We start from the raw sequence: 26464 nt of genomic DNA, 5'->3' as shown, positions 1-26464 counted from the left end.
CCGGTCATCCCCATCGGCTCGCACAGACGGGTGCGACATGTGGTCGACCGCCGTCAAAAAATAACGCAAGAAATAGCAGCAACAAATATAGTTGCTTAATGTCAGGGCAATCGCGCGCCCTTTCCTAGGCATGCCCGTGAGTGAGAGCGTCATCGCTCCCGCCTCCACCAAGATGAGGCGGGATATGCCGCGCTATCATTTCAACGTGTACGATGGAAAAAGCACCCTCGATCAGGATGGGACAGAGCTCAATAGCTTCGAGGAAGCCAAGTTTGCGGCAGTGTGCCTAGCCGGCAGGATCATTCTCGAAAACTTCAAGCACATTTGCTCGAGCGATGAGTGGCGCCTCGAGGTCGCGGATGAAAATGGGCTTTTGCTGATCTGGCTGGATTTTACGATGATCGAGTCGCCCATCGTCGAAACCATGAGAAGACGGCCGAATTACCAATCATGACTGTCATCTGATCGGCACAGATTCGATATCGGCCTCGACACACGAACAAAGTCCGCTTCATCCTCGCTCGCCCCGGCGTCACGGGCGGCTTCGATGAAGCGGCGCCTCCGTTCCTCACGCGTCAACGACCCCGCCCCGCTTTGCGGGCGGTTTTGGTGCGGTCTCAGGCTCGTCCAGAATCGCCCTCGTCTCTTCGACCACCGCTTTGGATCTCGCGACAGACTGTCGGGCGTCCGCGGCCGATTGCAGGATGAACTCGAGGAACTCAGCGTCACTGACTTGCATGGCCTGTCCTGGCGTCAGCGGGCGTCCTGGCCGTCCCGGCTTTGGGGGGGGGGGTGTCGGCGGTCATGACAGTGGCTCCTGCATCGTCGGGGAATGTAGAGCCAACGCGGCGGACAGCAAAAAGCCTCCGCACCCGATCCGGCAGCCCCGTATTTGCAGTATCCGCGTCCCGCGATTCATGACGTGCCGCCTCGGGAGGACACGTTACGGCGAGCCTGGCTCGTCGCCCTGTGCCCGCCAGCGTAGCCACGGCCCGTCTTCTCGCCCTTCGGCTTCACGGCGCCGTCGTTGCCGACGAAGGTCTCATCGCCCTCGACAAGGCCGCCACCGCTGCCGACATGCCGCCGTGATGAGGTCACACGGGGACTTCCGCCTAAAAGAGGTCCTCCAGCGTCCCGAAAGCTGCGGCCTCGTCGTGAAAGAACTTGGCGGAAAGGGCGGATATCGGGGCAACTCTATGAAGAGGAAGCCAGACCGTCAGGCCGTATGGGCGAACGGTACGATCGCCAAGCAAAGGTTTTGAGTTGTGCCCCGCCCCAACGCGGTCGGGCGCAGCCCTGGCACGGTCCGGCGGAGTTCAGCCGCAGGCGTCCCATCTCAGCATCGCCATCTGCGCCACGCCCTCCAGTTCGGCCCGGCTCGCGCCGTCGCGGGCCAGGATCGACATGCCGCTCTGGACGGTCTGCACGAAGCGGGCGAGGGCGTGAATGTCGGTCTCGCCCGCAAGCTCGCCCGAGGACACGGCCCCGGCCAGGCACGCCTCCAGACGCTCCAGCGTCACGGCACGCGCCGACCGAACCAGATCGCCGAGGTCCGATCGCCCTTCGCCGCCGACGGACGAGAGCGTCACCATGCAGCCGAGGGGATTGTCGGCGAGCGATCCGGTCAGGGCCGCGGCCGAGTCCATGAGTAAGGACAGCACCGCCTCACGCGCCGTCCCGGCGGATCGGAACCTGCCCCAGACCAGCGCCTCGTAGGTCGTGTTGTAGTGGCGCAGGGCCTCGGTGAAGAGCGCCTCCTTCGATCCGAAAGCGGCATAGAGGCTGGGCGATCCGATCCCCATCGCCTCGGTGAGGTCGGCGATGGACGTCGCCTCGTAGCCCTTGCGCCAGAACAGGTGGGTCGCCTGCGTGAGGGCGGCCTCGCGGTCGAAGGCACGAGGGCGTCCGCGCCCCCGGACGGACCCTGCCGCGACGCGTCCCGGTTTCTGCTCTGATTTCTGCATCGATCGATATATAAATCTCTTGACCCCCATCACCAACACGCCTAGCTATTTTTGTGTCGATCGATACATAAAGGTTGAGTGATGCAGGAACTGGCTGGAAAGCGTGCACTCGTCACGGGTGGTTCACGAGGCATCGGCGCCGCGATCGCGCTCGATCTCGCGGACAGAGGGGCGGACGTGGCGATCACCTACGAGCGGTCGGCCGACCGCGCGGCCGAGCTGGTGCGCGCCATCGAGGCGAAAGGCCGGCACGGGCTCGCCATTCAGGCCGACAGCGCCGATGCGGCGGCCGTGAAACGCTCGGTCGACGAGGCCGTGGCGGGACTGGGCGGTCTCGACATCCTCGTCAACAATGCCGGCATCGCCCGCTACGGCGCGGTCGCGGAGATCGACCTCGTCGACATCGACGCGCTCCTGAACGTCAATGTGCGGTCGGTGGTGCTGGCCTCCCAGGCTGCGATTCCGCATCTCGGACAAGGGGGGCGCATCATTTCGATCGGCTCGTGCCTCGCCGAGCGCGTCCCCTTTCCCGGCGTGACCGTGTACTCGATGACCAAGTCGGCGCTTCTCGCCTTCACCCGGGGGCTGGCCCGCGAACTCGGGCCTCGGGACATCACCGTGAACCTGGTCCAGCCGGGTGGAACCGACACCGACATGAACCCCGCCGACGGTCCCCAATCCGACGGTATCCGCGCGCTGACACCGCTCGGCCGCTACGGTACGCCGGAGGACGTCGCCGCCGCCGTGGGCTTCCTCGCGAGCCCGGCCGCGCGGCAGATCACCGGATCGGTCGTCACCGTGGATGGCGGCGTGAACGCCTGAGCGGGGATCCGACACCGCCGCGCGCATCCGAGACACGGCCTTGGAGCGCTCTCCGCCGAAGTGGATTCCGGTTCGGCGAAAAAGAGCGCGGCAAAACAAAGGCGATTATATCGTTGACACATACGGACTGACGGTCTAGCTTCTGGATCAAGGAGTTAGCCCGATGTCCGCCCTTTCCGCCAAGTTCTTCCACGACGAGGCCGCCGCTTTCGAAAAGCTGGAAAGCCTCCTTTGGGCGGAAGGCCCCGTGTGCCCTCACTGTGGCGGCATGGGTCGGATCACTGCGGTTAAGGGCGGTCGGATGGGCCTACGTCGCTGCGGCGACTGCAAGAAGCAGTTCACCGTCACCGTCGGCACCGTGTTCGAGTCCAGCCATGTGAAGCTACATCTGTGGCTCCAGGCTGCTCACCTCCTCTGCTCCTCCAAGAAGGGCATGAGCAGCCACCAGATCCACCGCATCCTCGGCGTCACCTACAAGACGGCGTGGTTCATGACCCACCGTCTGCGCGAGGCGATGCGCGAAGGCGCTTTCGTGCCCTTCGGCGGCGGTGGCGGCATTGTCGAGGTCGATGAGACCTTCATCGGCAACGACCGCACCGTGAAGCCCAAGGGCGAGAAGAAGGGCCGTGGCTACGCTCACAAGCATAAGGTGCTGAGCCTTGTCGACCGTGACACGGGCCAGAAGCGCTCCATAGTCGTCGATGACCTCAGCGCCAAGACCCTGCTCCCGATCCTCAAGGAGAACATCGCCAAGGAAGCCCGTGTGATGACCGACGAGGCCGGCCAGTACGGCAAGCTCTCCGCGACCTTCACCGGCGGCCACGGCTTCACCCGGCACGGCCAAGGCGAGTACGTCGACCTCGTGGACCGCACGATCCACACGAACACGATTGAGGGCGCGTTCTCCGTCTTCAAGCGCGGCATGAAGGGCGTCTACCAGCACTGCGGCAAGCAGCACCTTCACCGCTACCTCGCCGAGTTCGATTTCCGGTACAACAACCGGGTGAAGCTCGGCTGTGGCGACGTAGAGCGGGCCGAGCGGGCGCTAAAGGGTATCGTCGGGAAGCGGCTGACGTACCGCTTGGCCTGATCAAACGCTGATCACCGGCAGACTCCCAAGCTCGTACATTCTCAGCTAGCGTAACCCGATGCCATTGCCGAGGCTCCTTGCTGCCGAAAAGAGCATCCCTTTCGCCAACGAATGGGTGAAGCCTGAGGCGTCAGATGGGTACGCTCGCTTCCTTGTCCCCCTTGAAGTCGAAGGCGTGCTGGAAACCAGCGTCACGCTCAGTGTCGGCGCCTACATTCGCCGCCCGGACAGACATGTGACCTTCGAGCTCTCTGTTCGTGGCGTGTCGGGCCAGCGCCAAATTCGTATTGAGCGAGTGGATTGGAGAGACATCAGGGGAGGCCACAGCAATCAACGATCCTGCCGAGGACTATGGTCAGGACGTCGCGTCCCCGCGTCACACGCGCACACGTTCAATCTCAATTGGGTGGAGGCTGAACGGCGTATGCGGAAAGGCAAATTGCCCTGCGCTGAGCCCCTAGAGCCGGAACCGCAATCCTTTGAAGAACTTAGGACCCTCGTCGGAAGACGCTTAAATATCAATAACATAGACGTTGTGCCTCGCCCTCCGTGGGAGTATGATTTGTTCACATGACGACGGGCGTAAACATCGCTGATAGGGTTAGGCAGGCTGTCGAAAACACGGCTCGCGAACTCGTGCGTACTGAGCGGATCGGTGAGAGTTGGTATATTAATCTACCACTGCTGTATCCAGATGGATCGTATGTAACAGTTCGCGTCGATCCAACGCCTGGAGGCATCCGGGTTAGTGATGACGGTTTTGCATATCGTGAAGCTGAAGATCTTGAAGCGCCGAAAGGTTCGTTCAAAAGAACAGCAAGTGCCATCGCTGAACAGATGGGTGTTTTCGTCAACAATCATGCAATTTTTGTAGACTCATCTACTGATATGCTTGAAAGAGCGGTGCATGATGTGGCGGAGGCATCGTGGCGCGTAGCTGATCGCATATCACAGAGACTGCTTTCCGATGATGATGAGGCGTTGTCCGAAGCCTTGGCGAGCCGCCTACTAAAGGTCTTTGGCCCCAATAGCGTCGACCCTAACAAATCTACAATCCTCGGCGCCTCGACAAATGAATGGACCCTATCTGCGGTCGTCAGGCTGCCTGATAGAGTTGCTGTATTTCAGGCGGTGAGCGATCATGCTGCATCAATTTACAAAGCCTCAACGGCATTTCGCGACCTATCTGAGCTTCACGATCCACCTCGACTGATTGCTGTCGTAAAGGATCTTTCTGCTTTCGGTCCAAAGCTATCTCTTCTTGTCCCTAGTAAGGTCATACAAGAGCAGCAGTCAGATAGTGATTTTAGGCGTGCTGCTGCATGACACCCGCTAAGCCCAAGCCGCTCAGCAAAAAGGGCAACCTACCAGCGTCCACGGTGACACTTGCCAAACGTGGGTCGGATCGAGAGGAGACAATACCCTCGCCCAAGCCGGCCAAGCTCGTCGCCGAGAAGCTGACGCCGGACATCCAGCGCGCACAGGCTGTCGTAGCTGACGCGCAGGCGGCTGTGGCATCGGCCAAGCTCGGCACACGCACGGCGCAGAACCGCGCCGACAAGGCCGCACAGGATGCGGTGGAGTCCCAAGCGAAGCTAGCTAAAGCGGTGAGCAAGCTCGGCGCAGAGAAGCTGACACCTGAGGAGCAGAAGCGCCGCTTCATCGAAGCCGCCCGTGAAGCCGGGTGCAGTGAGGATGAAGCGGACTTTGATAGTGCGTTGAAGCAGATATTGAAGCCGAAGCAGGGGCAATCGTAGCGCCCCCGCTCCGATGAGATGTCCTACTTGGACTTGTCGGCGATGCCCTTCAGGCCGCCATCGTAGACGCCGGCAATAGCTTCCTTGGCCTTATCGTCGGGCGCGCCCTTGGCCTTGAAGCTGCCAGTCCAAGTGACCTTGGAGCCGCCACCATCCTTCTCGACCATGATCGTGGACTTGTAGTCCTCCACCGGAAGAGGTCCCGAGAGGATCGTGTAGGTGTAGCTCATCTTCTTGTCGTCGCGGGCCTGCTCCTGCTCGACGATGGTGCCGCCGCCTTTCAACGATAGCGTACGCTCCTCCTTGCTGCCGTTTTTGGACAGTGCACACTTCTCAATGACGGGGTGCCAATCGCCGATGCCGCAGAAGCCGCCGATTGTCTTCCACACTGCGTCCGGCGCCGCTGCAATAGTCGCCGTCTTGGTGACTTCAAGTGCCAAAGCGGGGGTCGTGGCGACTACCGCGAGAGCCAGGACGGGGGCAACGATCTTCAACATTTGGCGCTTCCTCAAAACAGGTTCTTGTTCGCCCCTCGTGGGACCATGAACAAACTAGCGCGCAATCGAAATCAGGCCATGCCTATCGCGTATGTGTGAACGGTATAATCGCCAAAACAAAGGCCTGGAGATGTAACCCGACCCAACGTGGTCGGGCGCAGCTCTAGCGGAAAGACCGAGGCCGCCGGCATCAATCCGTCGTGGATCGCGCGCCCCGTTCGGCCTCGGTCGTCCCCGGCACGATGCCCTTGGCCGAGACGTGCCGCACGAAGGCGTCGACCCAGGAATCGAAGCAGGCCATGGCGTCGCGTTCCTGAACCATGTCGTCGGCCTGATCGTCGGCATAGGGCCGCTCCAGACCGACCGAGGCATGCCGCCAGAGCTCGTCCGGCACCTCAATGCCGCTGTAGCGGCACTGCCAGACCAGGCCCTGGTAAGCCTTGCGCTCATCGCCCTGGTAAGGCTCCCGCGCCGGGTCGAACCAGTCCTTCTGCCGGAGGATGCGGGGGCGGCGATCGTCGTCGAGTTCGTTGCCGCCCTCGTTGCCGTAGCAGAAGAACCCGGCCGTGCGCCCCTCCAGGTGGTTCCGGGTCAGCTCCCGCCAGAGCGGCGATTTTTCCAGCGCCTGCGCCTTCAGGGTGCTCTTCTTGTCGATGAGGTCGGGACGCGGGTTACCGCCGCTCATGCAGACGAGGCGGTCGAACATCGCCTTGAGGTTGGTGGAGGGACCATACCACCAGACCGGCCCTATGATCGCCCAGGCATCGGCGCGGGCGAGGCGCTGGTAGAGCTTCTCGTTCCACATCAGGTCGGGCTGGTGGTCGCTGTCCGGCCCGTAGCAGTTGCAGGACCAGACGCAGAGCGCCATCGAGGAGCCGACGCAGCCATTGCAGCCCTGGATCTTGGGCTTGCCGTGCTGGTTGCCGATATCGACATGGTCGACCTGCCAGCGCGCCGGCAAGCGCCCGAGCATCCGGTGCATCAGAAACCGGGCCTTGCCGTCCATGCCGGGGCATCCATCGAGCCGCCTTGCCGATCCGGCGACCACGAGGACCTGGAATGGGCGCGTCTCCAGTGGCAACGTTTCGACTTCGGCTTGCAAGTTATCCAACGTTTTCCGCTCACCGGCTGAAGTGTCCATACGGTCCCGGCACCGCACCGCGACCCCGCCCAACAAAAACAGGAGGCGCAATGGCAGGTTCCTGATCGCCTTCAACCTATGCCTGATCTTCGACGTGCCGACGCCATGTCCTGGTGTGAAGGACGACAGAGCCTCCACCATTGTTCCGGGCGATGTGTCCAATCCGACCTATCGCGCTGACACGGGCTGATGCATGATAGATTCCGACAGAAGGCGATGGGCCGCCCCCTCGATGGGCGGCCGCCCGATGCGCCTCTCCCGCATCATGGTGACCATGCCAGACGACAGTCAGCCTACCGCCCCGACCGGCTCCCGCGACGCGCTCTCCACCGGCATATCCGGGCTCGACGACGTCCTCGCCGGCGGCCTCACCCGTGACCGGCTCTACCTCGTCGAGGGCAGGCCCGGCACTGGCAAGACGACCCTGTCGCTGCAGTTCCTCCTCGAAGGCGTCGCCCGGGGCGAGAAGGGCCTCTACGTCACGCTGTCGGAAAGTGCCGACGAGCTCCGGGCCGGTGCGGCGTCCCACGGCTGGTCCCTGGATGGCGTCGACGTCTACGAACTCGTCAGCGAACTCGGCCTCGACCCCGACAGCGAGCAGTCGATCCTGCACCCGTCGGATGTGGAGCTCGGCGAGACCGTGCGCGAGGTCATGGAGCGCGTCGACGCGCTGCAGCCGGCCCGGATCGTGTTCGACAGCCTGTCCGAGCTCCGGCTCCTGGCCCAGAACCCCTTGCGCTACCGGCGTCAGATCCTTGCCCTGAAGCAGTTCTTCGCGTCGCGCGGCTGCACGGTTCTGCTGCTCGACGACAACACGGCGGACGTCCAGCTCCACAGCATCGCCCATGGCGTCATCGTCGTGGAGCAGATCGAGCGCGAGTTCGGGTCGGAGCGTCGGCGCATCCGCGTCGTCAAGATGCGCGGCGTCAAGGTCCGTGGCGGCTTCCACGACCTCGTGCTCCGCACCGGCGGCCTCACCGTGTTCCCGCGCCTCGTCGCGGCCGAGCACTCGGACGAGTTCGACCCGGGCACGACCTCGACCGGTTTGGTGGAGCTCGACCTGCTTCTCGGGGGCGGCCTCGTGCCGGGCACCAACACGCTGCTGATGGGGCCGTCCGGCGCCGGCAAGACCACCACCGCCATCCGCTGCATGCTCACCGCCCTGGAGGGCGGATCGCGCGCGACCTACTTCCTGTTCGACGAAGGCAGGGCGACCCTGCTCGCCCGGTCCGCGCTCCTCGGCATGGACCTGCGTCCCCATATCGCGAGCGGCGCGCTCGACCTGATGCAGATCGACCCGGCCGAGATCTCGCCGGGCGAGTTCACCTGCCGGGTGCGCGAGGCCGTCGAGGCGCAGGGATCGTCCTTCGTGGCCATCGACAGCCTCAACGCCTACGTCCACGCCATGCCGGGCGAGCAATACCTCGTCCTGCAGATGCACGAGCTCCTGAGCTACCTCAACCAGAAGGGCGCCACGACCGTCCTCGTGCTGGGCCAGCACGGGGTCATCGGCGAGGTCCGCACCGACGTCGACCTGAGCTATCTCAGCGACGGCATCGTGCTGTTCCGGTATTTCGAGGCCAAAGGCGCGGTCCGCACCGCGATCTCCGTGGTGAAGAGCCGGGTCAACGCACACGAGCGCACCATCCGGGAATTGCGGATCTCCCCGACCGGCCTGCAGGTCGGCGAGGCCTTGAGCGACTTCCAGGGCGTGCTCACCGGGCTGCCGGCCTATGGCGGCAAGGTCGCGATGCTGGACGGCAATGCCGAGACGTCCGGACCCGCCGCGTGACGCCATCGTCGGCAATCGAGGAGCGGGTGCTGATCCTGGCGCCGCGCGGGCGCGACGCCGGGGTCGTCCAGCAGCTGCTCGCCAAATCGGGCACGCCGGCCGCCATCTGTGCGGACGCGCCGGCATTGATCGCCGGCCTGCGCGCGGGCGCGGCCGCGGCCCTCGTCACCGAGGAGGCCCTGGCCGAGGCCGATACGGCCGCCCTCGACGCCTGGGTCGAAGCCCAGCCGCCCTGGTCGGACTTCCCGTTCATCATGCTGGCGACCCGACAGGTCGGACGCCGCCCCGCGCGGGCGGCCGCGATCATCGAGCGGCTCGGCAACGTCGTGCTGCTGGAACGGCCCATCAACGCCGAGACCCTGGCGAGCGCCGTCGCGTCGGCGCTTCGGGGCCGTCGTCGGCAATATCAGGCCCGCGGCCACATCCTGGAGCGGGAACAGGCGCAGGAGCGCCTCCGGCACGCCAACGAGACGCTGGAATGCCGGGTCGCCGAGCGCACCCGCGAAGTCGATGCGGCGCGCGAGACGCTCCTGTTCGCCCTCGATTCCGCCGGCATGGGCTCCTGGGACCTGGACCTCGTCCACGATACCTCCCGGCGTTCGAGACGCCACGACGCCATCTTCGGCTACGACGAGCCTCTGCCCTCCTGGGGATGGGCGGACTTCCTGCATCACGTCGTCCCGGAGGACCATTCCATCGTCGCGGCGGCCTTCGCGCAGGCGGTCGAGACCGGAAACCTCGACATGGAATGCCGGATCCGGCGCCCGGACGGCGCGATCCGATGGATCGCCGCGAGGGGCCGCGCCGAATACGGTCGCGAGGGAAATCCCGTCCGCCTCGCCGGTATCGTCATGGACCGCACCGACCAGCGGGCGACCGAGGACGCCTTGCGCCAGGCCCAGAAGATGGAAGCCATCGGGCAATTGACCGGCGGGGTGGCGCACGATTTCAACAACCTGCTCACCGTCATCGTCGGCGGCCTCGACATGGTGATCCGCAAGCCGGAGAACACCGAGCGGGTGGTCCGCCTGGCCGAGGCCGCGATGAATGCGGCGCGCCGGGGCGAGCAGCTCACCCAGCAGCTTCTGGCCTTCTCGCGGCGGCAGATGCTGCGGCCCCAGACCCTCAACCCGAACCGCCTGCTCCTCGACTTCCGGCCCCTGGCCCAGCGCGCGGCCGGCGGCGCCATCGAGATGACGTTCGATCTCGACCCGGCGCTCGATCCGATCCGCATCGACCCCGCCCAGTTCGAGGCCGCGGTGCTGAACCTCGTCGTCAACGCCCGCGACGCGATGGAGGGCAGCGACCGCGCGGCCCGCATCGACGTGCGCAGCCGCAACGTCCGCCTCGACACCGCCGCCGTCGCCGATAAAGGCGTACCCCCCGGCGACTACGTCGAGGTCTCGGTCGCCGACACCGGCAGCGGCATCCCGCCCCAGACCCTGGCCCGGGTGTTCGAACCGTTCTTCACCACGAAGGAAGTGGGCAAGGGCACCGGTCTCGGGCTCTCCCAGGTCTATGGTTTCACCCGCAGCGCCGGCGGCTACGTCGCCATCGAATCCACCGTCGGGGCCGGAACCACGTTCCGACTTCTCATCCCGCGGTCCTCGGACCCGGTCGGCGAGGAAGCGGGGACGGGCTCCGGCACCGCGCTCCCGCTCAAGCGGGCGGGGGACGGCGACACCGTCCTGCTCGTCGAGGATGACGAGCAGGTCCTCGGCATGGCGGTCGAGAGCCTGGAGGAACTGCGCTACCGGGTGATCGTCGCGCGCAACGCCGCCGAAGCGCTGGAGCATCTCAGGGGGGTCGAGCGCATCGACATCCTGTTCTCGGACGTGGTGATGCCGGGCGGCATGAACGGTTCGCAGCTGGCGGTCGAGGCGCAGCGCCTGCGACCGGGCCTGAAGGTGCTCCTCACCTCCGGCTACGTCGCCAACCTCGACGAGGGACAGATCATCGGCAAGGGCGAACTCACCGTCCTGAACAAGCCGTACCGCCGCGATGAACTCGCCCGCTCCCTACGGCTGGTCCTGACGGGCGGAACCGGCTGATCCATACGGGCCACGGTCATTCCGGCGGTTCGTTGACGAGCGCGCGCGACGAACCGGCGACCGTACGGCCATCGCCAGGGTGATGAGGACTGCCCCCCTAGAACTCCATGCCCAGCTTCACCCGAAGGGCATGGCGTTCGAACTGGTTCAGACCCAATCCCCGGTTGGCGAGGGCTTTGTCGGTGTCCCGACCCCAGACCTGACCGGCATAGGCGACGGTGATCCAGGCCTTTTCGGTGAAGCGGTGATGCAGGGCGGGGCCGAGGGTCAGAGCTTCGCTCTGCAGCCCGTTCAGGAAGATTCCCTCATAGCTGCGCAGATAGCGCAGTTCCGGTCCGAGATAGGTCTTGTCCGCGACCTCCCCGACGAGGGCGTTCGACCACAGGAATGTCGAGGAGCGGTATCCCTCCCCCGAGCCGCGCTGGCGTCCGGCGGCCGGATCGAAGCTGATGTTTGTGCCATACCAGAGCTTGTTCGGCACGATCTGCCAATCGACGTGCACGACATTCTCGAAGTCGAAGATGTCGGCTCCGCGCCCCTCGATGGGCAGAACGCGGGCAAACCGCGGCCGCGATTCCAAGGCCAGGCCGAAGGGCTGCTCGGGCGTGCTTTTGACGAGCTGATACTTGAACTCCACCGAGACGCCGTCGAAATTGCCCGCGTTCCTGTCGTCGAGATCGAGGATGTTGCGAACGCGATGGTGGTCGCCGAAGAGCCCGACCTGGACGCTGAAACCGTCGACGAGATCGATCTGATAGCTGAGCTTCGTGCCGACCGCGTCATAGGATGACGGCCCCGGTCCGGCCCGGCGCTTGCCGATACGGGTGACGGTGTCGAGCACCACCTCCTGTTCGCCCTTCTTGCCCACATCGGCCCCTTCGGTGAAGCCGAACAGATGTTCGGTGTCCACCTCCTCGGCAGAGGCTGTGTCGACGAGCGAGGGCTGCGCCAGCAAACAGGCCGCCAGCAGGCAATAGATTGAAAGTCGCATGATGATGTCTTGGCAACTCAACGCTGCATGAGCCGAATGGGCTCGGCCGTTAGACCATGCCGAGCCGGTCCATGACTGCGATTGTTCTGCCACAGGACGCGCGAAAAGCGGCATCCGGCCCCGGCGAATGCTTTTTCGATGGAATAAGACGTGGGGATCCGTCGTGCCGGCCCGGTCCTCCCCGATCGCGCGGGCACGACCGCCCAAGCAGCATGGGGCCGAGCCCGCATCGCCGATCCGTCACCCGACGCGGCCACACAGGCGCGTCACGGCTCCTTGTAGGCCGATCCGTCCTCGGCTCGGGCCGGCTCATCGACATACATTCCCTGCCTCGGCATCGCGACCGCGTCGAAACGATCCGCCAGCAGATGAAGCGCCTCGCGAAGGGCCGGCCCTTCCAGCGGGCGTCCATGGCCCGTGATCGCACGCTCCGGCTCGAGAGCCGCGAGAATCGCCACCGAACGGCCCGCCGACTCCCAATCGGTGGTGAGATACATCGGCGGACCGTGGATCTCGGGCTCCTGGACGATGACCGCGTAGGCCGATTCCTGAGCGGTCGTCACGAAGGCGTCGCCCGCGATCAGCGTGCGGTCCGCCTCCCGCCAGAGCGCGACCTGACCCACCGAATGGCCCGGCACGTGAATCCAGCGCCAGCCCGGCATGGAGGGCACCGAGCCGTCTTCCGGCAGGTCCCGGAGATGGGCGGACACGTCGACCGGCGCGAGCGGATAGAGGGGCGAGAGCCGGGCCATCAGGCCGCCGCCGACGGAGGGGTCCGGCGGCGGGTAGGCGGCGGACCCATCGAGATACGGACGTTCGAGCGGATGGGCCCAGACCGGCACGTCCCATTCGCGAGCCAAGTCTTCCACGACCCCGACATGGTCGAAATGGCCATGGGTCAACACGATGGCCGCCGGACGGGCATTCGGGCCGAAGCGTTGCTCCGCCACTTTCCGGATCGCGGATTTCGACCCCATGATCCCGGCATCGATCAGCGTCCAGCCACGGTCGCCCGCTCCCGGCGGACCATGGAAGATCACATTCACGATGGCATGGCGCTGGTAGACGAGATCCTCCGTGATGGTGTGGGTACCGTCCGCACCCAGAGGCGTCTCGATCTGCGCAGTCGCGTCGACGGGAACCTGTTGCGCCATGGGGCACCTCGTAAAAGGGTTTGCATCGCCGCCCGGTCGATAGGCCAATCGATCCCGCGGATGCCGGTTCCTCTAGAGCTGCGCCCGACCACGTTGGGTCGGGTGCAACTCTAGGCCTTTGTTTTGCCGCGCTCTTTTTCGCCGAACCGGCATCCCCTCCGGCGGTGAGCGCTCTAGGGCTCCGGCAGCGCCTCCCACTCGACCACGGCATAGTCGACCGGGGCAGAAGTGCGTGGCGCATGTAGGGGGACGGCGGATAATGGGTTAAACATCTGAGGGGGGAGAACATTTGTCATGAACGAGAGCCCGGACCCGTCCGCCAACGCCACGGATCCCATCGGTAGGTTGTCCGAAGTCTCGCGGCTCGCCAGTCTTCTGGCCGACCGCGTCCTCAGCGCACAGATCGCCAGTCAACCCATTCCCAAAGCGCATATTCACGCCCTGCTCGATGCCGCCATCATCCTCGAAAAATACGAACGGGACTTGCCGCCGCTGCTGGAGCAGATGATCGGCAAGCTCGAGGACGAGGATTCGGCAAAACCGGTGGCCGACCGCGAAGACGAGGAGGCCGTGCCTGAACCCGCCGAAGGCGAGGAGGCGGACGCCAAGCGCCTGGCCTGGCTGTTCCGCCCCTTCAAGGGGACCAAGGGCTGATGCCAAGCTCGGTGATGGTGGCCCGACCGGCGACCGGTCGCCTCAGCGCCGATCCCCGATACGCGGCCTGAAAGACCGTGGAGGGAGTGGGCGTCGCCGGTTCTCAGCGGCCGCCCTGACCCCCACCGGCACTGCCATTCGGAATGGCCTGCTCCGGTCGGCTCGCATTGCCGCCCGCGGCGGAATTGGTCGTCACGGTATCGGCCCCCGTCGCCCCATAGGAGATGACGCGATCGCGGCTGTTGCCGGTCGTGTTCGGCTGGTTCTGGATCACCACGCCACGTTCCCCGTTGGGAGACATCAACCCCTGTGCGAAAGCGGGCATGACCGACAATGCGAGCGCTCCCGCGCTCACGACGATGCGTAGGCTATTCATCGAACGTCCTTGTTTTCCGAGAGTGACGCATCAATCCGGTTCGACGGCGAATGTTCCTGCGGTGAAGATCCGTCCGAACAGAATAACCGTAAGTCACGCTCCCCGGATGCGTGCCATCGTCCCAAGGTGAAATACGTAGAGCGCATCATCGAAGTCTATGCGGGATGAAATGTCGCAGGCATTCGAATGGCGCGAAGCGATGTGCTCCCAGACAGGTCGAATTCCCAATATTTCTTTATACTATGAGAAAAACTGAGGTTAAATATCCATCGGTACTGCAAAGCATGCTGCAGCGCCGCAAACAATTGTTTCCGTGATGAGCAATGGACGATGTTTCAGTTGCCTCTATAAAAACCCTGCGATCACGCATGAAGCGGAGGCAAACGCCATGGCTAAGCTGAACGGTACTCTTGGAAGTGATGTTCTGAATGGTACGGATGATGAAGATATCATCCTTGGTCTCTCAGGCGACGATGTCCTCAATGGTAATGGCGGGTTCGATCGCATCGACGGCCAGGACGGCAACGACCGGATCACGGGCGGTGACGGTATCGACTACATAGCCGGCGGCCTCGGCAACGATGTGATCAGAGGAAATGCCGGTAGCGACCAGATCATAGGAGAAGACGGCAACGATATCCTCTATGGCATCTTCGGCGACGATTACATCGCCGGCAATGCGGGTGACGACTACATAAGCGGCGGCTCCGGCAATGATTTCCTTGTCGGAGAGCTGGGGCGAGACACCGTTCTCGGAGGCAGCGGCGACGATTTCGTCACCGGCGGCGCTGACGTCGACCGTCTCGACGGGGGCGAGGGCGATGATCTGGTCGACGGTGACGCCGGCAACGACATTCTATTCGGTCGCGACGGCTCCGACGTCCTGTTCGGCGATGCCGGCAACGACAAGCTGTTCGGCGGTACCGGCAGGGACGAGCTCCTCGGCGGCGCCGGCCTCGATCAGCTCGAAGGCGGTGCGGGCCGTGACGTGCTCGCGGGCGGTCAGGTCAGGGATATCCTGACGGGTGGCGGCGGCGACGACACCTTCGTCTTCGATACGGGACTGGGCTCGACGAATGTCGATCGGATCACCGATTTCACCCACGATCTCGATACGATCAGCCTGTCGCAGGAGATCTTCGAGGCGCTGGCCCCCGGCGAACTCACCGAGTCTGCGTTCAAGGACATCGGTACGGCGGGTTCGACCGTCGATGGGGACGACAGGGTGCTCTACGACAGCAACACCGGCGCCCTTTATTACGATTCCGATGGCAGCGGCAGCCAGGCCCAACAGCAATTCGCCACGCTGGAGAACCTCGCCACGCTCACCCACACGGATGTGCATGTCGTGTGATCGGCATACGAGCGTCCGTCCACGGCCGGCCGCTTTCGTGATGTGAGACGTGAGACTCGTGACATGACGCTTGGCCTCGGTGAGCCCGCCTCATCGAGGCCTGTCCGCGCGAGACGGGAGGATTTTCGAGAGGCGCGTGCCCGAATCCCGACCTTCGGATCCGGTGCGGCGACGCAAAAGCATCGGACTGGAGGAAGCTATGTCTTCTTTCATACAGCAACTTGGGCTAGAGCCTGCCGTTGACTGGTATGCCTCGTTTTTACCTCAACATTCGCGACGGCGACGATCTCATCGAAGATCAGGAGGGGAGCGTTCTCGTCGATGTCGATGCGGCTCGCCTGGAAGCGCTGGCATCAGCACGGGACATCCTCGCCGAACTCGTCCGGGCCGGGCGGCTCGTGGACGGGCAGTGCTTCGAGATCATGGACGATTCGGGTGAACTGCGCGCCGTCGTGCCGTTCAAGGAGGCCCTGAAGCTGGATTAGCGGCCCTCCCCCGGTGTCCGGTCATCGAGATTGCTTCGGTCGCCCTCCGGGATCGGGGACATCTCCCTCCCGGCGACGGAAATGCGGTCACTCGGTCGGCAGGAACTGTTCGATGAAGCGCAGACCATCCCAGAGCTCGAGGGCGTGCCCGTCCACGAGCCTTTGCGTGTGCTGGATGGCGTCGTCGTCGCTATCGACGGAGATCCGTCTCACTTCAACGATCGTTCCCTCCTTGGACAGGACGAGCACCCGGTAGGCCGGTCGTGGCTGTGTTCCCACGATCGTGGCTGGAGGCTGGGGCGGATCGGACATCAGGGGCCATCACAGCACAGGGGACCTGATGCCTTTCGAAAGCACACGAGGCCTGTCCAGCAATAACCTAAGTTTTTTTCCGACCTTTCGTCCGGTCTCGTACCATTGGGCGGAACGGGGCTGCGCGAGGGGGACCGCGTCGAGAAACGATGAGGTCGTGGTCCGACGACGCAGGGCGTCTCGCACGCGAACCCGTCCCGACAGTGGATTATGTTAACCATCCATCGGCAAGAAAAGGCAGCGCGGATCGGAAGTGCTCTTTCCCGTTCGGCCCATCAGAGACGGAAGCGAAACCGATGCGGATGCGTGTTGCGGTGGGTGTGCTCGCGGCGTTGAGCGTTGGGACGGCCGCCCACGCGCAGGGCCTCGCCCGAGGGGCGCAGGATGGCGCGGAGCGCGGTGGAAACATTGCCGGGCCGCTGGGCGCGGCCGTCGGCAGTGTGATCGGAGGGGCTGTCGGCACGGCGAACGACATTCTCGGGATCGACCGCCGTGAGCGGTTCCGCATCTATACGCGCGGCGAAAGGCGCCCGTCCTTCGCGTATCGCGGCAAGGTCCATGTCGGCACCGTGCTGCCCGAGAACGGCGTCGTCTATTACGACGTGCCCCCGGAATTCGCCCTCAAAGGGTACAATTACACGATCGTCAACGATCTCCCCGTCCTGGTCGAGCCGGGCACCCGCCGCATCGTCGAAGTGATCGACTGAGCGCCGATCCTCCCCTGCCGGGGCCGATGTGACGGCCGTCATGCCATGAGCTGCGTCCGTAATGCGACGCAGCCGACATCGCGTTCGGTATCCCGTATGGTGGGCCCATGCCCGATGATTCAATCCATCACTCTGCAATGCCCGAGCAAGAGCTGAAGGCCTCGCAAGCAAGCAATGCATCGATTGTAGGTGACGACCGGTATCGTCTACTGGTTGAGAGCATCGTCGACTACGCCATCTACATGCTCGACATCGAGGGTCGGGTCTCGAGCTGGAATCGCGGCGCCCAGCGCTTCAAGGGCTATACCGACGCGGAGATCATCGGCGAGCATTTCTCGCGGTTCTACACCGACGACGACCGGGCCACCGATCTTCCCGGCCGTGCGCTGAAGATCGCCGCGACCGAGGGGCGATTCGAGCAGGAGGGATGGCGCGTCCGCAAGGACGGAAGCCTGATGTGGGCCCATGTGCTGATCGACCCGATCCGCGATGAGGACGGCACCCTCCTCGGCTATGCCAAGGTCACCCGCGACCTCACCGAGCGGCATGCCGCCCAGGCCGCGCTCAGGCAGAGCGAGCAGCATTTCCGCCTGCTCGTCCAGGGTGTGCACGATTACGCCATCTACATGCTCGATCCGCAGGGAAAGGTGACGAGCTGGAACCGTGGCGCGCAGCGGTTCAAGGGCTATGCGGACGACGAGATCATCGGCGAGCATTTCTCGCGGTTCTATACCGACGAGGATCGCGCCTCGGACCTGCCCGGCCACGCCCTGCGGACGGCCGCGAAGGAAGGCCGTTTCGAAGCGGAAGGCTGGCGCGTCCGGAAGGACGGCACGCGCTTCTGGGCGCATGTCGTCATCGATCCGATCCGGGGCGAGCATGACCAACTGATCGGTTTCGCCAAGATCACCCGGGACGTCACGGAGCGGCGAAACGCCGAACAGACCCTCGAAGAGACCCGCGCGCGCTTCGTCCAGTCACAGAAGATGGAGGCGATCGGCCAGCTCACCGGCGGCGTCGCCCATGATTTCAACAACCTGCTGGCGGTCGTCCTGGGCAATCTGCACCTCGCCCGCAAGCGTCTGCCGCCGGATGGCAAGCTCCTGCGACTGGTGGACAATTCCATTCAGGCGGCCGAGCGCGGGGCGACGCTGACCCGGCGCATGCTCGCCTTCGCGCGCCAGCAGACCCTGGAGACCGGCCCCGTCGACGTGCCGGCTCTCGTGCGCGGCATGGCCGAGCTGCTGCAGAGCTCCATCGGCTCCGTCGTCCGGGTCGACACGCAGTTTCCCCTGCAGCTGCCCCTCGCCTGCGCCGATGCCAACCAGCTGGAACTGGCCCTGCTCAATCTGAGCGTCAACGCCCGCGATGCCATGCCGGAGGGGGGGCGGATCACCATTTCGGCCCGCGAGGCACAGATCGGCCTCCACGAGATTCCGGGACTCGCGCCCGGCCGCTATGTCTGTCTTTCGGTCGCCGATACCGGCGAAGGCATGGATGAGCGGACCCTGGCGCGCGCCGCCGAGCCGTTCTTCACCACCAAGGGCGTCGGCAAGGGCACCGGGCTCGGCCTCTCCATGATCCATGGGTTTGCCGAGCAATCCGGCGGACGGCTGATCCTCACGAGCGTTCCGGGCCAGGGCACCGTCGCGGAGCTGTGGCTGCCCGTGGCCCAGGCCGGCGGCCCGGACAAGAGAGCGCCCGAACACGGGCTTCCCCTGCCGAAGACGAGGCCGTTGCGGGTGCTGGTCGTCGACGACGACCCGCTCGTCCTCATGAACACGGCGGCCATGCTGGAAGATCTCGGTCATGGGGTGCAGGAGGCGATGTCGGGCGCACAGGCCCTGCACGTCCTCGGCAGCGCCGAACCGTTCGATCTCGTGGTCACCGACCAGTTGATGCCCGGCATGAACGGCCTGCAGCTCATCGCGGCGATCGAGGCGGCGTATCCGGGATTGCCGGTCATCCTCGCCAGCGGCTACGCCGAACCGACGGAGCACGCGCAGACCGATCTCGTGCGCCTGACCAAACCGTTCGACCAGGCGGATCTCGCCCGCGCCATCCTGACGCGATTGCAGGCCGATCCTCAGGTGCCGGCGTTCCAGCCGGTCAGTGCCAGGACGGGCGACGATTCCGGCTCACCCGCCCATTGAGCGGGGACTCTATCGTCGCCCCCTCGGACGCCGATCAGCAGCGGTTTCCGCCGGAGGTCTGGCCGTATTGCTGGACCGGGAAGTTCTGCTGGTTGGCATTGCCTTCGGCGGCGGAGCTCATCGGGCAGGTGGCCGGGTTGCGCGAAAAGAGATCGTCGCGAGACTGGATCGAACCTGTCGTCTCGACATCGTAAGGCGAGACCGTCGTGTAGCGGGAAGGACTATCGTAGGCCATCGCCGACGAGATCGGGGCCACACCAAGAACAAGGGCGGTGGCGATGGCGGCAATACGGGACTTCATGAGGATTGCTTGGCTCCTATAAGCTGCAGACCTGAAAGGGTGTCTGCTTGTTGCTGTTGGAAACCAATATGGGGCGTCATCGCGATCTATGACGTGCCGACCCGCACGCGCGATCGCGGATTAGAATATGCGCCGCCGGATCTCGCATTCCCGCGCGTCTCCCGGACCGAGGCGCGACTGGAGCGCTCTCCGCCGAAGTGAATGCCGGTTCGGCGAAAAAGAGCGCGGCAAAACAAAGGCCTGGACGATGTGACCCGACCCAATGGGGTTGGGCGCAGCTCTAGGCGACGAGCCGCGCCTCGATCAGGTCGATCTCCCGGACGAGCCGCCGCAGCAGAACGTCGTCGATGGCTTGCGAACGGCGCAGGCGGTAGAGCGCCTGGCGCTCGGCGTCGATGCCCGCGAGGCGCAGGCGCTTCTCGGTGAGCGCCAGTTGCTTCACACGGCTGACATCCTTGCGGGGCGTCTCCGTCGGCGATTCCAGACCTTCATAGCGATCCATGGCGCGGGCGCCGGCTTCCACCGCGATGGAGGCATCCTCCTGCTCCTCCACGAGGCGATGCTGCAGGGCCTCGATCGCCTTCACGGCGTCGTCGCGCGCGGCGGCGCGGGCCGCATCCTCCTCGGAATCGTGGCTGGGCTCGGGTGGGAGGCGAAGCCCGCGCAGGAGGGGCGGCAGGATCGTGCTCGCGATGAGGAGGGAGGTGAGGATCACCCCCATCGCCAGCAGGATGGAGAGGTCGCGCGCGGGGAACGGCGTGCCGTCCGCCAGGGTGAGCGGCAGGGTCAGGATACCCGCCAGCGTGATCGCGCCCTTCACGCCCGCCAGGGTGGTCGCGGCCACGAGGCGCAGGGTTGGCGCCTCTCGTCGGTCGCCGTTCCGGCGCGCCTTCATCAGCACGAACTGGAGCGAGACCCAGACCCAGACGAAGCGGATGGCCATCAGGCCGCCGGTGATGGCCAGGATCCAGGCAACGAGCCAGCCCGCGCCCTCGACGTCGGACTGTTTGGCGGCCTCCCGCAGGACCGCCGGCAGCTGCTCGCCGAGCAGGACGAAGATCGAGCCGTTGGCCGCGAGGGCGACCGTGTCCCACACGGCGGTGCGCCGAACGCGCGTGGCCCCCAGGCTGCGGCCCTGGATCTCCACATAGGTCATGGCGATGCCGGCCGCGACGGCAGCGAGGATGCCGGAGGCGTGGACATGCTCGGCGGCCAGATAGGCGCCGAAGGGCGTGAGCAGGCTGAACAGGATCTGCAGGCCGGGGTCCTCCCCCGTGCGCCGGCGCAGGAGGTCCTGCGCGCCCATGAGGAGGAAGGTGGTCGCGGCGCCGATGCCGATTCCACCGAGCGCGAGCCACACGAACGTGGTCGCGGCCTGGGGCAGCGAGAAGGTCCCGGTCAGGGCGGCGCCGATGGCGAAGCGCAGGCAGACGAGGCCGGTGGCGTCGTTGAGAAGGGCCTCGCCTTCGAGGATGTGCATGAGACGGCGCGGCACCGGTGCCTGCGCCGCCACGGACGAGACCGCGATGGGATCGGTCGGGGACAGGACGGCCGCGAGGGCGAAGGCCACGGCGAGGGGGATGCCCGGGATCATGACGTGGATCAGCGTTCCGATGCCGAGCACGGTCAGGACCACGAGGCCGAGCGCGAGGGCCAGAACGGTCTTGCCGTCCCGGAACAGGTCGCGCTTGGGAATGCGCCAGCCGTCCAGGAACAGGAGCGGCGGCAGGAAGACCAGGAAGAAGATTTCGGGGTCGAGGGACGTGCTCGGCAGCGGGCCCAGGGCCAGGGCCACGCCGATGGCGATCTGGATCAACGGCAACGGCAGCGGAAGCAGGCGGCCGAGGGCGCCGCTGACGAGGACGGACAGCAGCAGGGCCAGGACGACGGTAACGCTTTCCATGCGCCTCTTTCATGGTGGAGCCGATGGCGGTGTCGATGCCCCGGCGGTGTGGCGTCATAGGGGCGCGATGGCGCGTCGTGGCCATTACCGCCTGCGAGGCATCGTAGGGCACAGCGGCGCCAACCTCCTCGGATTACCCGCATCGGCGATGGCATGACAGGGATCGTTGTCACGGTCTTCGTCCTGGCGCACGAGCGGCGCGGGTCGCTTCCGGCTGAGACGGCTGGCCTTGGCCTCGACAGCAAGGTCGAGATCGACGGCGCGCATTTCGGCGGCTCGGTTCGCCCTGAGAATCGCAAGGATCACCGACTCAAGGCCAACCAGAGCCCAGAGCGCCGGGTCTTCATCGTCCTGTGCCAGCGTACGGGCCGCACCGTGACGTTCCTCACAAAGCCGGCCTCATGGAGCAAATGCACGAAGCCCTAGGCGAGGCACCTTTGGTTCAGACGGCCGGGCGGGAGACACCCGATGAAAATTTTGGGGAAGGACGGCTCAAGGACGCGGTCTTTATTGACCGCTGCCATTGGCACATCATGCCTCTTGCAAGGTCCAGCCACCGTCCTTGTTTCTTTTCCACCTGTTAGCGGACTTGGCTTCTTCATCAGGAAGCATCCAGAAGCGAAATTCGACTGGAGAGGATTGAAGGTTCCCATCTTGCCCGAAGAAAATAAGGGATTGAAATCTAAATCTTATAGTTCTGTTTATGCTGAATACGTCATCGAACGTGATGTATCCGAATATAGCTCCGTTCATTATGATACCGGCATGGGGACTTCTGGATATTTGCTTAGATATCCACTCTGTAGTGGCGCCATATCCCAAAGGAGAAATGACGAGCTTTCCTTCGGTCTGAGATCCTATTTCCAGAATATTGGTGCCAGGATAATTGATAACGTCGGCCTTGGGAAAGCTGGTGGAACCCTTCCAGACCTTGGAATGAACAGCAACAATTTTAACTTCACGAGCCGGAGTCTGCCCGGTGTTTTTAACCACGACTTCAACTTGTGGAGATATGCAACCACTGTCTTTGTCGAATACTATTTTGGAAGATTTGGAGATAATCTGGAGGTACGCTCTATTTTGAACCTCGCCCATTCGTCGGCTCTCGACAACAGATTTGTCAGCAACACTTACGGCACGATGGGTATAGATGATGTTTATCAGCAGCCCGATGGTACCAAAAATACCAACTATGAAAGAGAGAAACCCCCACAATGCAGCATCGCTCGCGGAATCTGCGGCCTTCCATTGAGCGCAAAGATCGGAATTACGATTTTCTTGGCCGCGTTTGCACGGCCATTTCTCTTCCGAGCCGTCGCGTTGTTCGGTGGATTCGATAGGCCCCGCGACCGTCGCCCGGCTCTTTTGTTCTGTTTGGTCGGCCTTGCTTTGTTTTGCTCCGCTTTCCCAATTTGGTGGTGAAGAGGAGGTTAGCAGTGCTGCGGTTAGGAATATGCCAGCAAGGACGCCTACTCCACCAAACGCAAAGACGTAGCGCCAACCACTTTTAGGCATTGCAATAAAAACACCGCTGTGAGCCCGCCCCGGCTGATCTTATTCGCGATATTCCTTTCCGTCTCCTCCACACCAGTGGGAGCCAGCTTCTCGACCGGATCGCGGCAGCTGAAGCCCTTCCGCTTCAACTCGGCCTTGAGGGGGTTCTTCACGCTGGCCTGCCATTCGGTCTCGTTGGCCTTCGTCATCGTCGCCCCTGGGGGTAAATGTCGCCATATTCGATGTGTCGACATCGGATTTGGCAATAGTGACCCAACATTTCCTCTTTTCGGCCTTTCGGTAGCCGCCCGCACCCTCTCGCTCAAGGCGATCTACAAAGGCGGCGAGGACAAAACCTACCAGACCTTCAAGCGCCTTCGCTGGCCTAAGACGGATGGCGAGCTCGTGTGCCCCGGCTTCGATTGCCTCGACCACTGCGGCATCTAGACCTGTTGTCGCTTCAGGTGCGCGGACTGCGGCAAGCAGTTCAGCGTGACCATCTTCGCCTCGCGCAGGCTGGCCTTCACGGACCTGTGCGCCGACGTCGCCATCTTCGTGAACGCGGAAAAGGGCCTGTCGGCTCTCCAACTCGAGCCGCGACCTACCGGTGTCCTACAAGACGGCTCTTGTCCTTGCCCACAAGCTGCGAGCCCCTTTCGGCTGAGACACGCGGCCTTGGCCTCGATGGGGAGATTGAGATCGACGGCGCGTGTTTCGGTGGCACGGTTCGTCCTGAGAACCGCAAGGAGGATCGCAAGGATCATCGCCTCAATGCCAACCTAAGTCCCGAGCGTCGGATCGTCATGCGCCGGCGCAAGGGCCGCACACTGACGTTCGTGACCAAGCGTCAGGCCAAGGGCTCCAAAATTTACGCCAACGAGGCGACCCGCTGGAACGAGCTAGAGATCTCGTTCCTCGGCGCTGGCCGTATCAATCACTCCGAGGCCTAGTCGGCGGACGGTGCCAACACGAACCAAGCCAAGAGCTTCTTCGCCCGATCCGTAGGAACCGGAGAGGCGGAAATCGTGAGCCCCTCCAGGGCGAAAGCGTCTCGCAACCAGATCGGACCCCCGATCTGCCTCACTAGAAGGCAGAATGCCTATCGAGATTGCAAATCTCGATGCCTTCTGTAAAACTCCGCCTGGTATACCAGGGTCGTGAGCCGGCGATGGCGGCTCTGATCGGCGGGGTGGGTGGTCGCACGGGGGAGAACGAGAGGATGTCCAACATCGCCGGTCCTGGACGTCGTCTCGGCGACCTGCTCGGATCTCGCCTGTTTCGGCCGATCCTGGCGGGGGCGACCCTGCGCGAGCGTCTCATCGCCTGCCTCGGTGCTCTCCTGGGCATCGCGCTGACCGGCCTCGTCAGCGGCTGGATCGTCGGAGAGGGGCCGCACATTCCCCTGATCGTCGCCCCGATGGGAGCGACCGCGGTGCTCCTCTTCGCCGTGCCGGCGAGCCCGCTCGCCCAGCCCTGGCCGATCATCGGCGGCAACACGATCTCGGGCCTGATCGGCGTCACGGCGGCCTATTTCATTCCCAACCCCGTGCTGGCCATCGGTGTCGGCGTCTCGCTCGCCATCGCGGCGATGTCGTTCACGCGCTCCCTGCATCCGCCGGGCGGTGCCGCCGCCCTGACGGCCCTCATCGGCGGACCGGCCATCGCGTCCTCCGGCTTCCTGTTTCCCTTCGTCCCCGTCTGCCTGAACTCCCTCATCCTGGTCGGCCTCGGCATCGCCTTCCATCGGCTGTCGGGGCGGCAATATCCGCATGTCCCGCAGGCGGCGCCCGTCAACGTCCATGGAACGGCCGATCTGCCCGCTCCGCTCCGCGTCGGCTTCAATGCCCGCGACGTCGACGCGGCGCTCGAGTCCTTGAACGAAACCCTCGACATCGACCGGACCGACCTGGATCGGTTGCTCCGCGAGGTCGAGAGCCAGGCCATGTCCCGCGCCCATGGGGAGCTCGACTGCGGCACGGTCATGTCGCGGGACGTGGTCACGATCGGCGTGAACGATTCCATCGCGAAGGCGCGCGACCTGCTGCTCAAGCACAACATCCGGACCCTGCCCGTGGTCGACGGCGCGGGCCGGCTCGCCGGCACGCTGGGCCTGCGCGAACTGGCCTTGCGGGGCGACGGGACCATCGCGCAGGTCATGTCCGAGGCCAGGACCGCTAGGGCGGACGAGCCGGTGCTCTCGCTGGTGGAGCCGCTGAGCAACGGGCGCACGCATGCGGTGGTGGTCACGGCCGAGGACCGCAGCATCCTCGGGATCGTCACCCAGACCGACCTCGTCGCGGTCCTCACGCGCCTGGTCTCGAACAAGGCCTTCGCAGTGACCACGCCGCACGCGGCGTGATCCGTGGGTCGGAGAGTATGGCCCGGTTGTTGCGTGGAGGGGGTGTTTCCCTCCCACCGTACCAGCACGGGTTCGGGCCGATGCACGACACGCCGCTTCTTCTCCACCTCCTCTACGTGATCCTGATGGCGTCGAGCATGATGATCACGTGGCAGGTCCACCGGCTTCTCGGCCGCGCCTGAGCGCGTTACCCTCCGGCCCGAAGCGCCGCCGCCTCGTCGGCGAGGTTGGCACGGGCGGCACTCTCCAGGCGGTCGTGGAAATGCCCGGTCTGGTAGAGACGGGGCCGGTCGAGAAACCGATCGAGCACGCCCGCGCGCCCGATCCTCCAGGCCGCGTCGGGGACCATCGCATATTCCCGCCGGATCGCCGCCGCATAGGCCTCGTAGATCGCCCGCGGATCGCCGAGCACCGCGAGGTCGAGATCGAGCATCAACCGCGTTTCCGGGTCCTCGCTGGGTCCATGCGCGGCGGTCGCCCGGATCATCGCGACGGCCGAGCGAATGCCATCCCGGCCGAGGCCGGACCCCGAGCAGGTGACGAGCAGGTCGGCGCTCCGCGCCTCGTTGTCGGAGCGGGCCGGATCGTAGACGGCGTCGTGGAAATAGATGGCGAGATCGATGGCGTCGCCGTCGAGCCCCGAAACGTCGGGCAGCCCCCGCACGGCATCGTGCCCCGCGAGCAGAGCCCTGACATGGGGCCAGCCGTGGTAATGCCGCGCCGCCTCGCCGTAGCCCGCATCGAGCGCCCGCCATGCGGCCTCCGCGCCGGCCCCTCCCACCGCCCGTGTCCAGGCTCCGTCGAAACGTTGGCGCAGGCTTTGGTCCACGCGGAACCTCGGTTCGGAAAGCGGGGGCGATGGGGGCGTGAGGTCCGTGGCCCACCTGTGTGACCGGAACGCGGCGCGGTTTGCCATGATCGGCGCAACGCCGCGCCGATCCGCCATGGTCGCGCCACGCTCGGGGTGGCTCAAGAGCTTGCCGGATCACGCGTTTTCCCGCACTCGGGTGGCTGCCGCCCCCTCGCGCGTGGCGCCATCCGTCGCGACGACGAAACACGCCGAAGGCCCGCCGCGTGGCGGTGGGAAACGGGGTCGCGTCCGACCGA

27 protein-coding genes are annotated in these 26464 nt (G+C 64.6%); 15 read left to right on the top strand and 12 right to left on the bottom strand.

Features of this window, described 5'->3' with window-relative positions:
• The first annotated feature begins 136 nt into the window (after positions 1–136).
• A complete protein-coding gene (locus tag RQI43_RS15735) occupies positions 137–454 on the top strand; it encodes a DUF6894 family protein (protein WP_311275748.1) in 318 nt (105 codons plus the stop codon).
• 862 nt (positions 455–1316) lie between these two features.
• On the opposite strand, the gene RQI43_RS15730 is transcribed toward RQI43_RS15735, so the two are convergent.
• A complete protein-coding gene (locus RQI43_RS15730) occupies positions 1317–1964 on the bottom strand; it encodes a TetR/AcrR family transcriptional regulator (RefSeq protein ID WP_311275747.1) in 648 nt (215 codons plus the stop codon).
• 81 nt (positions 1965–2045) lie between these two features.
• Between RQI43_RS15730 and RQI43_RS15725 the strand changes: the two genes are divergently transcribed.
• The 4 genes from RQI43_RS15725 to RQI43_RS15710 all read left to right on the top strand — a co-directional run bounded on the left by RQI43_RS15725 (position 2046) and on the right by RQI43_RS15710 (position 5633).
• Positions 2046–2786, top strand: coding sequence for a 3-oxoacyl-ACP reductase family protein (locus RQI43_RS15725; protein WP_056422060.1), 741 nt, complete (start codon positions 2046–2048; stop codon positions 2784–2786).
• 163 nt (positions 2787–2949) lie between these two features.
• Positions 2950–3876, top strand: coding sequence for an IS1595 family transposase (locus RQI43_RS15720; RefSeq protein ID WP_311275746.1), 927 nt, complete (start codon positions 2950–2952; stop codon positions 3874–3876).
• Positions 3877–4446: 570 nt separating this feature from the next.
• Positions 4447–5202 carry a DUF1828 domain-containing protein gene (locus tag RQI43_RS15715; RefSeq protein WP_311275745.1) on the top strand — a complete coding sequence of 252 codons (756 nt, stop codon included), beginning with the start codon at positions 4447–4449 and terminating at the stop codon, positions 5200–5202.
• Entirely contained in the window at positions 5199–5633 is a 435-nt protein-coding gene (locus tag RQI43_RS15710) for a hypothetical protein (RefSeq protein WP_311275744.1), read from the top strand. The genes RQI43_RS15715 and RQI43_RS15710 overlap by 4 nt, the downstream gene beginning before the upstream one ends.
• 23 nt (positions 5634–5656) lie before the next feature.
• On the opposite strand, the gene RQI43_RS15705 is transcribed toward RQI43_RS15710, so the two are convergent.
• The gene (locus RQI43_RS15705) at positions 5657–6130 is read right to left on the bottom strand and encodes an SRPBCC family protein (protein WP_207412903.1); all 474 of its coding nucleotides are present in this window, start codon (positions 6128–6130) and stop codon (positions 5657–5659) included.
• A gap of 190 nt (positions 6131–6320) precedes the next feature.
• Entirely contained in the window at positions 6321–7232 is a 912-nt protein-coding gene (locus RQI43_RS15700) for an NAD(P)H-dependent oxidoreductase (RefSeq protein WP_311275743.1), read from the bottom strand.
• 313 nt (positions 7233–7545) lie between these two features.
• Between RQI43_RS15700 and RQI43_RS15695 the strand changes: the two genes are divergently transcribed.
• Together RQI43_RS15695 and RQI43_RS15690 are read left to right on the top strand one after the other, a co-directional pair.
• Entirely contained in the window at positions 7546–9063 is a 1518-nt protein-coding gene (locus tag RQI43_RS15695) for an ATPase domain-containing protein (RefSeq protein ID WP_311275829.1), read from the top strand.
• Positions 9060–11114, top strand: coding sequence for an ATP-binding protein (locus RQI43_RS15690; RefSeq protein WP_311275742.1), 2055 nt, complete (start codon positions 9060–9062; stop codon positions 11112–11114). Before RQI43_RS15695 ends, RQI43_RS15690 begins: the two co-directional genes overlap by 4 nt.
• Positions 11115–11211: 97 nt before the next feature.
• On the opposite strand, the gene RQI43_RS15685 is transcribed toward RQI43_RS15690, so the two are convergent.
• Positions 11212–12105: a hypothetical protein gene (locus RQI43_RS15685; RefSeq protein WP_207413368.1), complete on the bottom strand. Its 894-nt coding sequence runs from the start codon at positions 12103–12105 to the stop codon at positions 11212–11214.
• Between the two features lie 266 nt (positions 12106–12371).
• Entirely contained in the window at positions 12372–13259 is an 888-nt protein-coding gene (locus tag RQI43_RS15680) for an MBL fold metallo-hydrolase (RefSeq protein ID WP_311275741.1), read from the bottom strand.
• A 294-nt stretch (positions 13260–13553) separates the two neighbouring features.
• Between RQI43_RS15680 and RQI43_RS15675 the strand changes: the two genes are divergently transcribed.
• Positions 13554–13913: a hypothetical protein gene (locus tag RQI43_RS15675; RefSeq protein WP_056422068.1), complete on the top strand. Its 360-nt coding sequence runs from the start codon at positions 13554–13556 to the stop codon at positions 13911–13913.
• A gap of 103 nt (positions 13914–14016) precedes the next feature.
• On the opposite strand, the gene RQI43_RS15670 is transcribed toward RQI43_RS15675, so the two are convergent.
• Complete coding sequence (locus RQI43_RS15670) at positions 14017–14289, bottom strand: hypothetical protein (RefSeq protein ID WP_207413372.1); 273 nt, start codon at positions 14287–14289, stop codon at positions 14017–14019.
• Positions 14290–14605: 316 nt separating this feature from the next.
• On the opposite strand from RQI43_RS15670, the gene RQI43_RS15665 reads away from it, so the two are divergent.
• Positions 14606–15643, top strand: a complete 1038-nt coding sequence (locus RQI43_RS15665; RefSeq protein ID WP_311275827.1) for a calcium-binding protein — start codon at positions 14606–14608, stop codon at positions 15641–15643.
• Between the two features lie 248 nt (positions 15644–15891).
• Positions 15892–16128, top strand: a complete 237-nt coding sequence (locus tag RQI43_RS15660; protein ID WP_056422073.1) for a DUF6894 family protein — start codon at positions 15892–15894, stop codon at positions 16126–16128.
• A gap of 87 nt (positions 16129–16215) precedes the next feature.
• On the opposite strand, the gene RQI43_RS15655 is transcribed toward RQI43_RS15660, so the two are convergent.
• Positions 16216–16440 (bottom strand): hypothetical protein, encoded by a 225-nt coding sequence (locus RQI43_RS15655; protein WP_311275740.1) that lies wholly within the window; start codon positions 16438–16440, stop codon positions 16216–16218.
• 296 nt (positions 16441–16736) lie between these two features.
• Between RQI43_RS15655 and RQI43_RS15650 the strand changes: the two genes are divergently transcribed.
• Positions 16737–17147 carry a DUF1236 domain-containing protein gene (locus RQI43_RS15650; RefSeq protein ID WP_207413376.1) on the top strand — a complete coding sequence of 137 codons (411 nt, stop codon included), beginning with the start codon at positions 16737–16739 and terminating at the stop codon, positions 17145–17147.
• A 137-nt stretch (positions 17148–17284) separates the two neighbouring features.
• Complete coding sequence (locus RQI43_RS15645) at positions 17285–19300, top strand: PAS domain S-box protein (protein ID WP_311275826.1); 2016 nt, start codon at positions 17285–17287, stop codon at positions 19298–19300.
• Between the two features lie 34 nt (positions 19301–19334).
• Here RQI43_RS15645 and RQI43_RS15640 read toward each other — a convergent pair whose 3' ends face one another.
• On the bottom strand, positions 19335–19601 hold the full coding sequence (locus tag RQI43_RS15640) for a hypothetical protein (protein WP_311275739.1): 267 nt from the start codon (positions 19599–19601) through the stop codon (positions 19335–19337).
• Between the two features lie 280 nt (positions 19602–19881).
• Complete coding sequence (locus RQI43_RS15635; RefSeq protein ID WP_311275738.1) at positions 19882–21504, bottom strand: Na+/H+ antiporter; 1623 nt, start codon at positions 21502–21504, stop codon at positions 19882–19884.
• Positions 21505–21657: 153 nt separating this feature from the next.
• Here RQI43_RS15635 and RQI43_RS15630 point away from each other — a divergent pair, with 153 nt between their 5' ends.
• Positions 21658–21930 (top strand): hypothetical protein, encoded by a 273-nt coding sequence (locus tag RQI43_RS15630; protein ID WP_311275737.1) that lies wholly within the window; start codon positions 21658–21660, stop codon positions 21928–21930.
• A gap of 105 nt (positions 21931–22035) precedes the next feature.
• On the opposite strand, the gene RQI43_RS15625 is transcribed toward RQI43_RS15630, so the two are convergent.
• Together RQI43_RS15625 and RQI43_RS15620 are read right to left on the bottom strand one after the other, a co-directional pair.
• Entirely contained in the window at positions 22036–23019 is a 984-nt protein-coding gene (locus RQI43_RS15625; RefSeq protein ID WP_311275736.1) for a hypothetical protein, read from the bottom strand.
• Entirely contained in the window at positions 22974–23207 is a 234-nt protein-coding gene (locus RQI43_RS15620; protein ID WP_311275735.1) for a DUF6471 domain-containing protein, read from the bottom strand. The genes RQI43_RS15625 and RQI43_RS15620 overlap by 46 nt, the downstream gene beginning before the upstream one ends.
• A 417-nt stretch (positions 23208–23624) precedes the next feature.
• Between RQI43_RS15620 and RQI43_RS15615 the strand changes: the two genes are divergently transcribed.
• Together RQI43_RS15615 and RQI43_RS15610 are read left to right on the top strand one after the other, a co-directional pair.
• A complete protein-coding gene (locus tag RQI43_RS15615; protein ID WP_311275734.1) occupies positions 23625–23948 on the top strand; it encodes a transposase in 324 nt (107 codons plus the stop codon).
• Positions 23949–24217: 269 nt separating this feature from the next.
• Positions 24218–25357, top strand: a complete 1140-nt coding sequence (locus tag RQI43_RS15610) for an HPP family protein (protein WP_311275733.1) — start codon at positions 24218–24220, stop codon at positions 25355–25357.
• 187 nt (positions 25358–25544) lie between these two features.
• Here the strand turns inward: RQI43_RS15610 and RQI43_RS15605 are convergent, their stop codons facing one another.
• Positions 25545–26186, bottom strand: a complete 642-nt coding sequence (locus RQI43_RS15605) for a hypothetical protein (RefSeq protein WP_311275732.1) — start codon at positions 26184–26186, stop codon at positions 25545–25547.
• Positions 26187–26464: the final 278 nt, after the last annotated feature.

Source organism: Methylobacterium sp. WCS2018Hpa-22 (assembly GCF_031843785.1).
In the GTDB taxonomy this organism is placed as follows: Bacteria; Pseudomonadota; Alphaproteobacteria; order Rhizobiales; family Beijerinckiaceae; genus Methylobacterium.
The sequence above is the reverse complement of the archived record's forward strand: the minus strand, read 5'-3'. Positions and strand labels throughout refer to the sequence as shown.

Excerpts from the sequence above, each read along its gene's own strand:
- RQI43_RS15730 (WP_311275747.1), bottom strand. The coding sequence starts at position 1,964 with ATGCAGAAATCAGAGCAGAAACCGGGACGCGTCGCGGCAGGGTCCGTC.
- RQI43_RS15640 (WP_311275739.1), bottom strand. The coding sequence starts at position 19,601 with ATGAAGTCCCGTATTGCCGCCATCGCCACCGCCCTTGTTCTTGGTGTG.
- RQI43_RS15670 (WP_207413372.1), bottom strand. The coding sequence starts at position 14,289 with ATGAATAGCCTACGCATCGTCGTGAGCGCGGGAGCGCTCGCATTGTCG.
- RQI43_RS15725 (WP_056422060.1), top strand. The coding sequence starts at position 2,046 with ATGCAGGAACTGGCTGGAAAGCGTGCACTCGTCACGGGTGGTTCACGA.
- RQI43_RS15695 (WP_311275829.1), top strand. The coding sequence starts at position 7,546 with ATGCCAGACGACAGTCAGCCTACCGCCCCGACCGGCTCCCGCGACGCG.
- RQI43_RS15680 (WP_311275741.1), bottom strand. The coding sequence starts at position 13,259 with ATGGCGCAACAGGTTCCCGTCGACGCGACTGCGCAGATCGAGACGCCT.
- RQI43_RS15705 (WP_207412903.1), bottom strand. The coding sequence starts at position 6,130 with ATGTTGAAGATCGTTGCCCCCGTCCTGGCTCTCGCGGTAGTCGCCACG.
- RQI43_RS15620 (WP_311275735.1), bottom strand. The coding sequence starts at position 23,207 with ATGACGAAGGCCAACGAGACCGAATGGCAGGCCAGCGTGAAGAACCCC.
- RQI43_RS15625 (WP_311275736.1), bottom strand. The coding sequence starts at position 23,019 with ATGCCTAAAAGTGGTTGGCGCTACGTCTTTGCGTTTGGTGGAGTAGGC.
- RQI43_RS15650 (WP_207413376.1), top strand. The coding sequence starts at position 16,737 with ATGCGGATGCGTGTTGCGGTGGGTGTGCTCGCGGCGTTGAGCGTTGGG.
- RQI43_RS15610 (WP_311275733.1), top strand. The coding sequence starts at position 24,218 with ATGTCCAACATCGCCGGTCCTGGACGTCGTCTCGGCGACCTGCTCGGA.
- RQI43_RS15665 (WP_311275827.1), top strand. The coding sequence starts at position 14,606 with ATGAGCAATGGACGATGTTTCAGTTGCCTCTATAAAAACCCTGCGATC.
- RQI43_RS15675 (WP_056422068.1), top strand. The coding sequence starts at position 13,554 with ATGAACGAGAGCCCGGACCCGTCCGCCAACGCCACGGATCCCATCGGT.
- RQI43_RS15660 (WP_056422073.1), top strand. The coding sequence starts at position 15,892 with ATGCCTCGTTTTTACCTCAACATTCGCGACGGCGACGATCTCATCGAA.
- RQI43_RS15685 (WP_207413368.1), bottom strand. The coding sequence starts at position 12,105 with ATGCGACTTTCAATCTATTGCCTGCTGGCGGCCTGTTTGCTGGCGCAG.
- RQI43_RS15720 (WP_311275746.1), top strand. The coding sequence starts at position 2,950 with ATGTCCGCCCTTTCCGCCAAGTTCTTCCACGACGAGGCCGCCGCTTTC.
- RQI43_RS15655 (WP_311275740.1), bottom strand. The coding sequence starts at position 16,440 with ATGTCCGATCCGCCCCAGCCTCCAGCCACGATCGTGGGAACACAGCCA.
- RQI43_RS15710 (WP_311275744.1), top strand. The coding sequence starts at position 5,199 with ATGACACCCGCTAAGCCCAAGCCGCTCAGCAAAAAGGGCAACCTACCA.
- RQI43_RS15645 (WP_311275826.1), top strand. The coding sequence starts at position 17,285 with ATGCCCGAGCAAGAGCTGAAGGCCTCGCAAGCAAGCAATGCATCGATT.
- RQI43_RS15635 (WP_311275738.1), bottom strand. The coding sequence starts at position 21,504 with ATGGAAAGCGTTACCGTCGTCCTGGCCCTGCTGCTGTCCGTCCTCGTC.
- RQI43_RS15630 (WP_311275737.1), top strand. The coding sequence starts at position 21,658 with ATGACAGGGATCGTTGTCACGGTCTTCGTCCTGGCGCACGAGCGGCGC.
- RQI43_RS15715 (WP_311275745.1), top strand. The coding sequence starts at position 4,447 with ATGACGACGGGCGTAAACATCGCTGATAGGGTTAGGCAGGCTGTCGAA.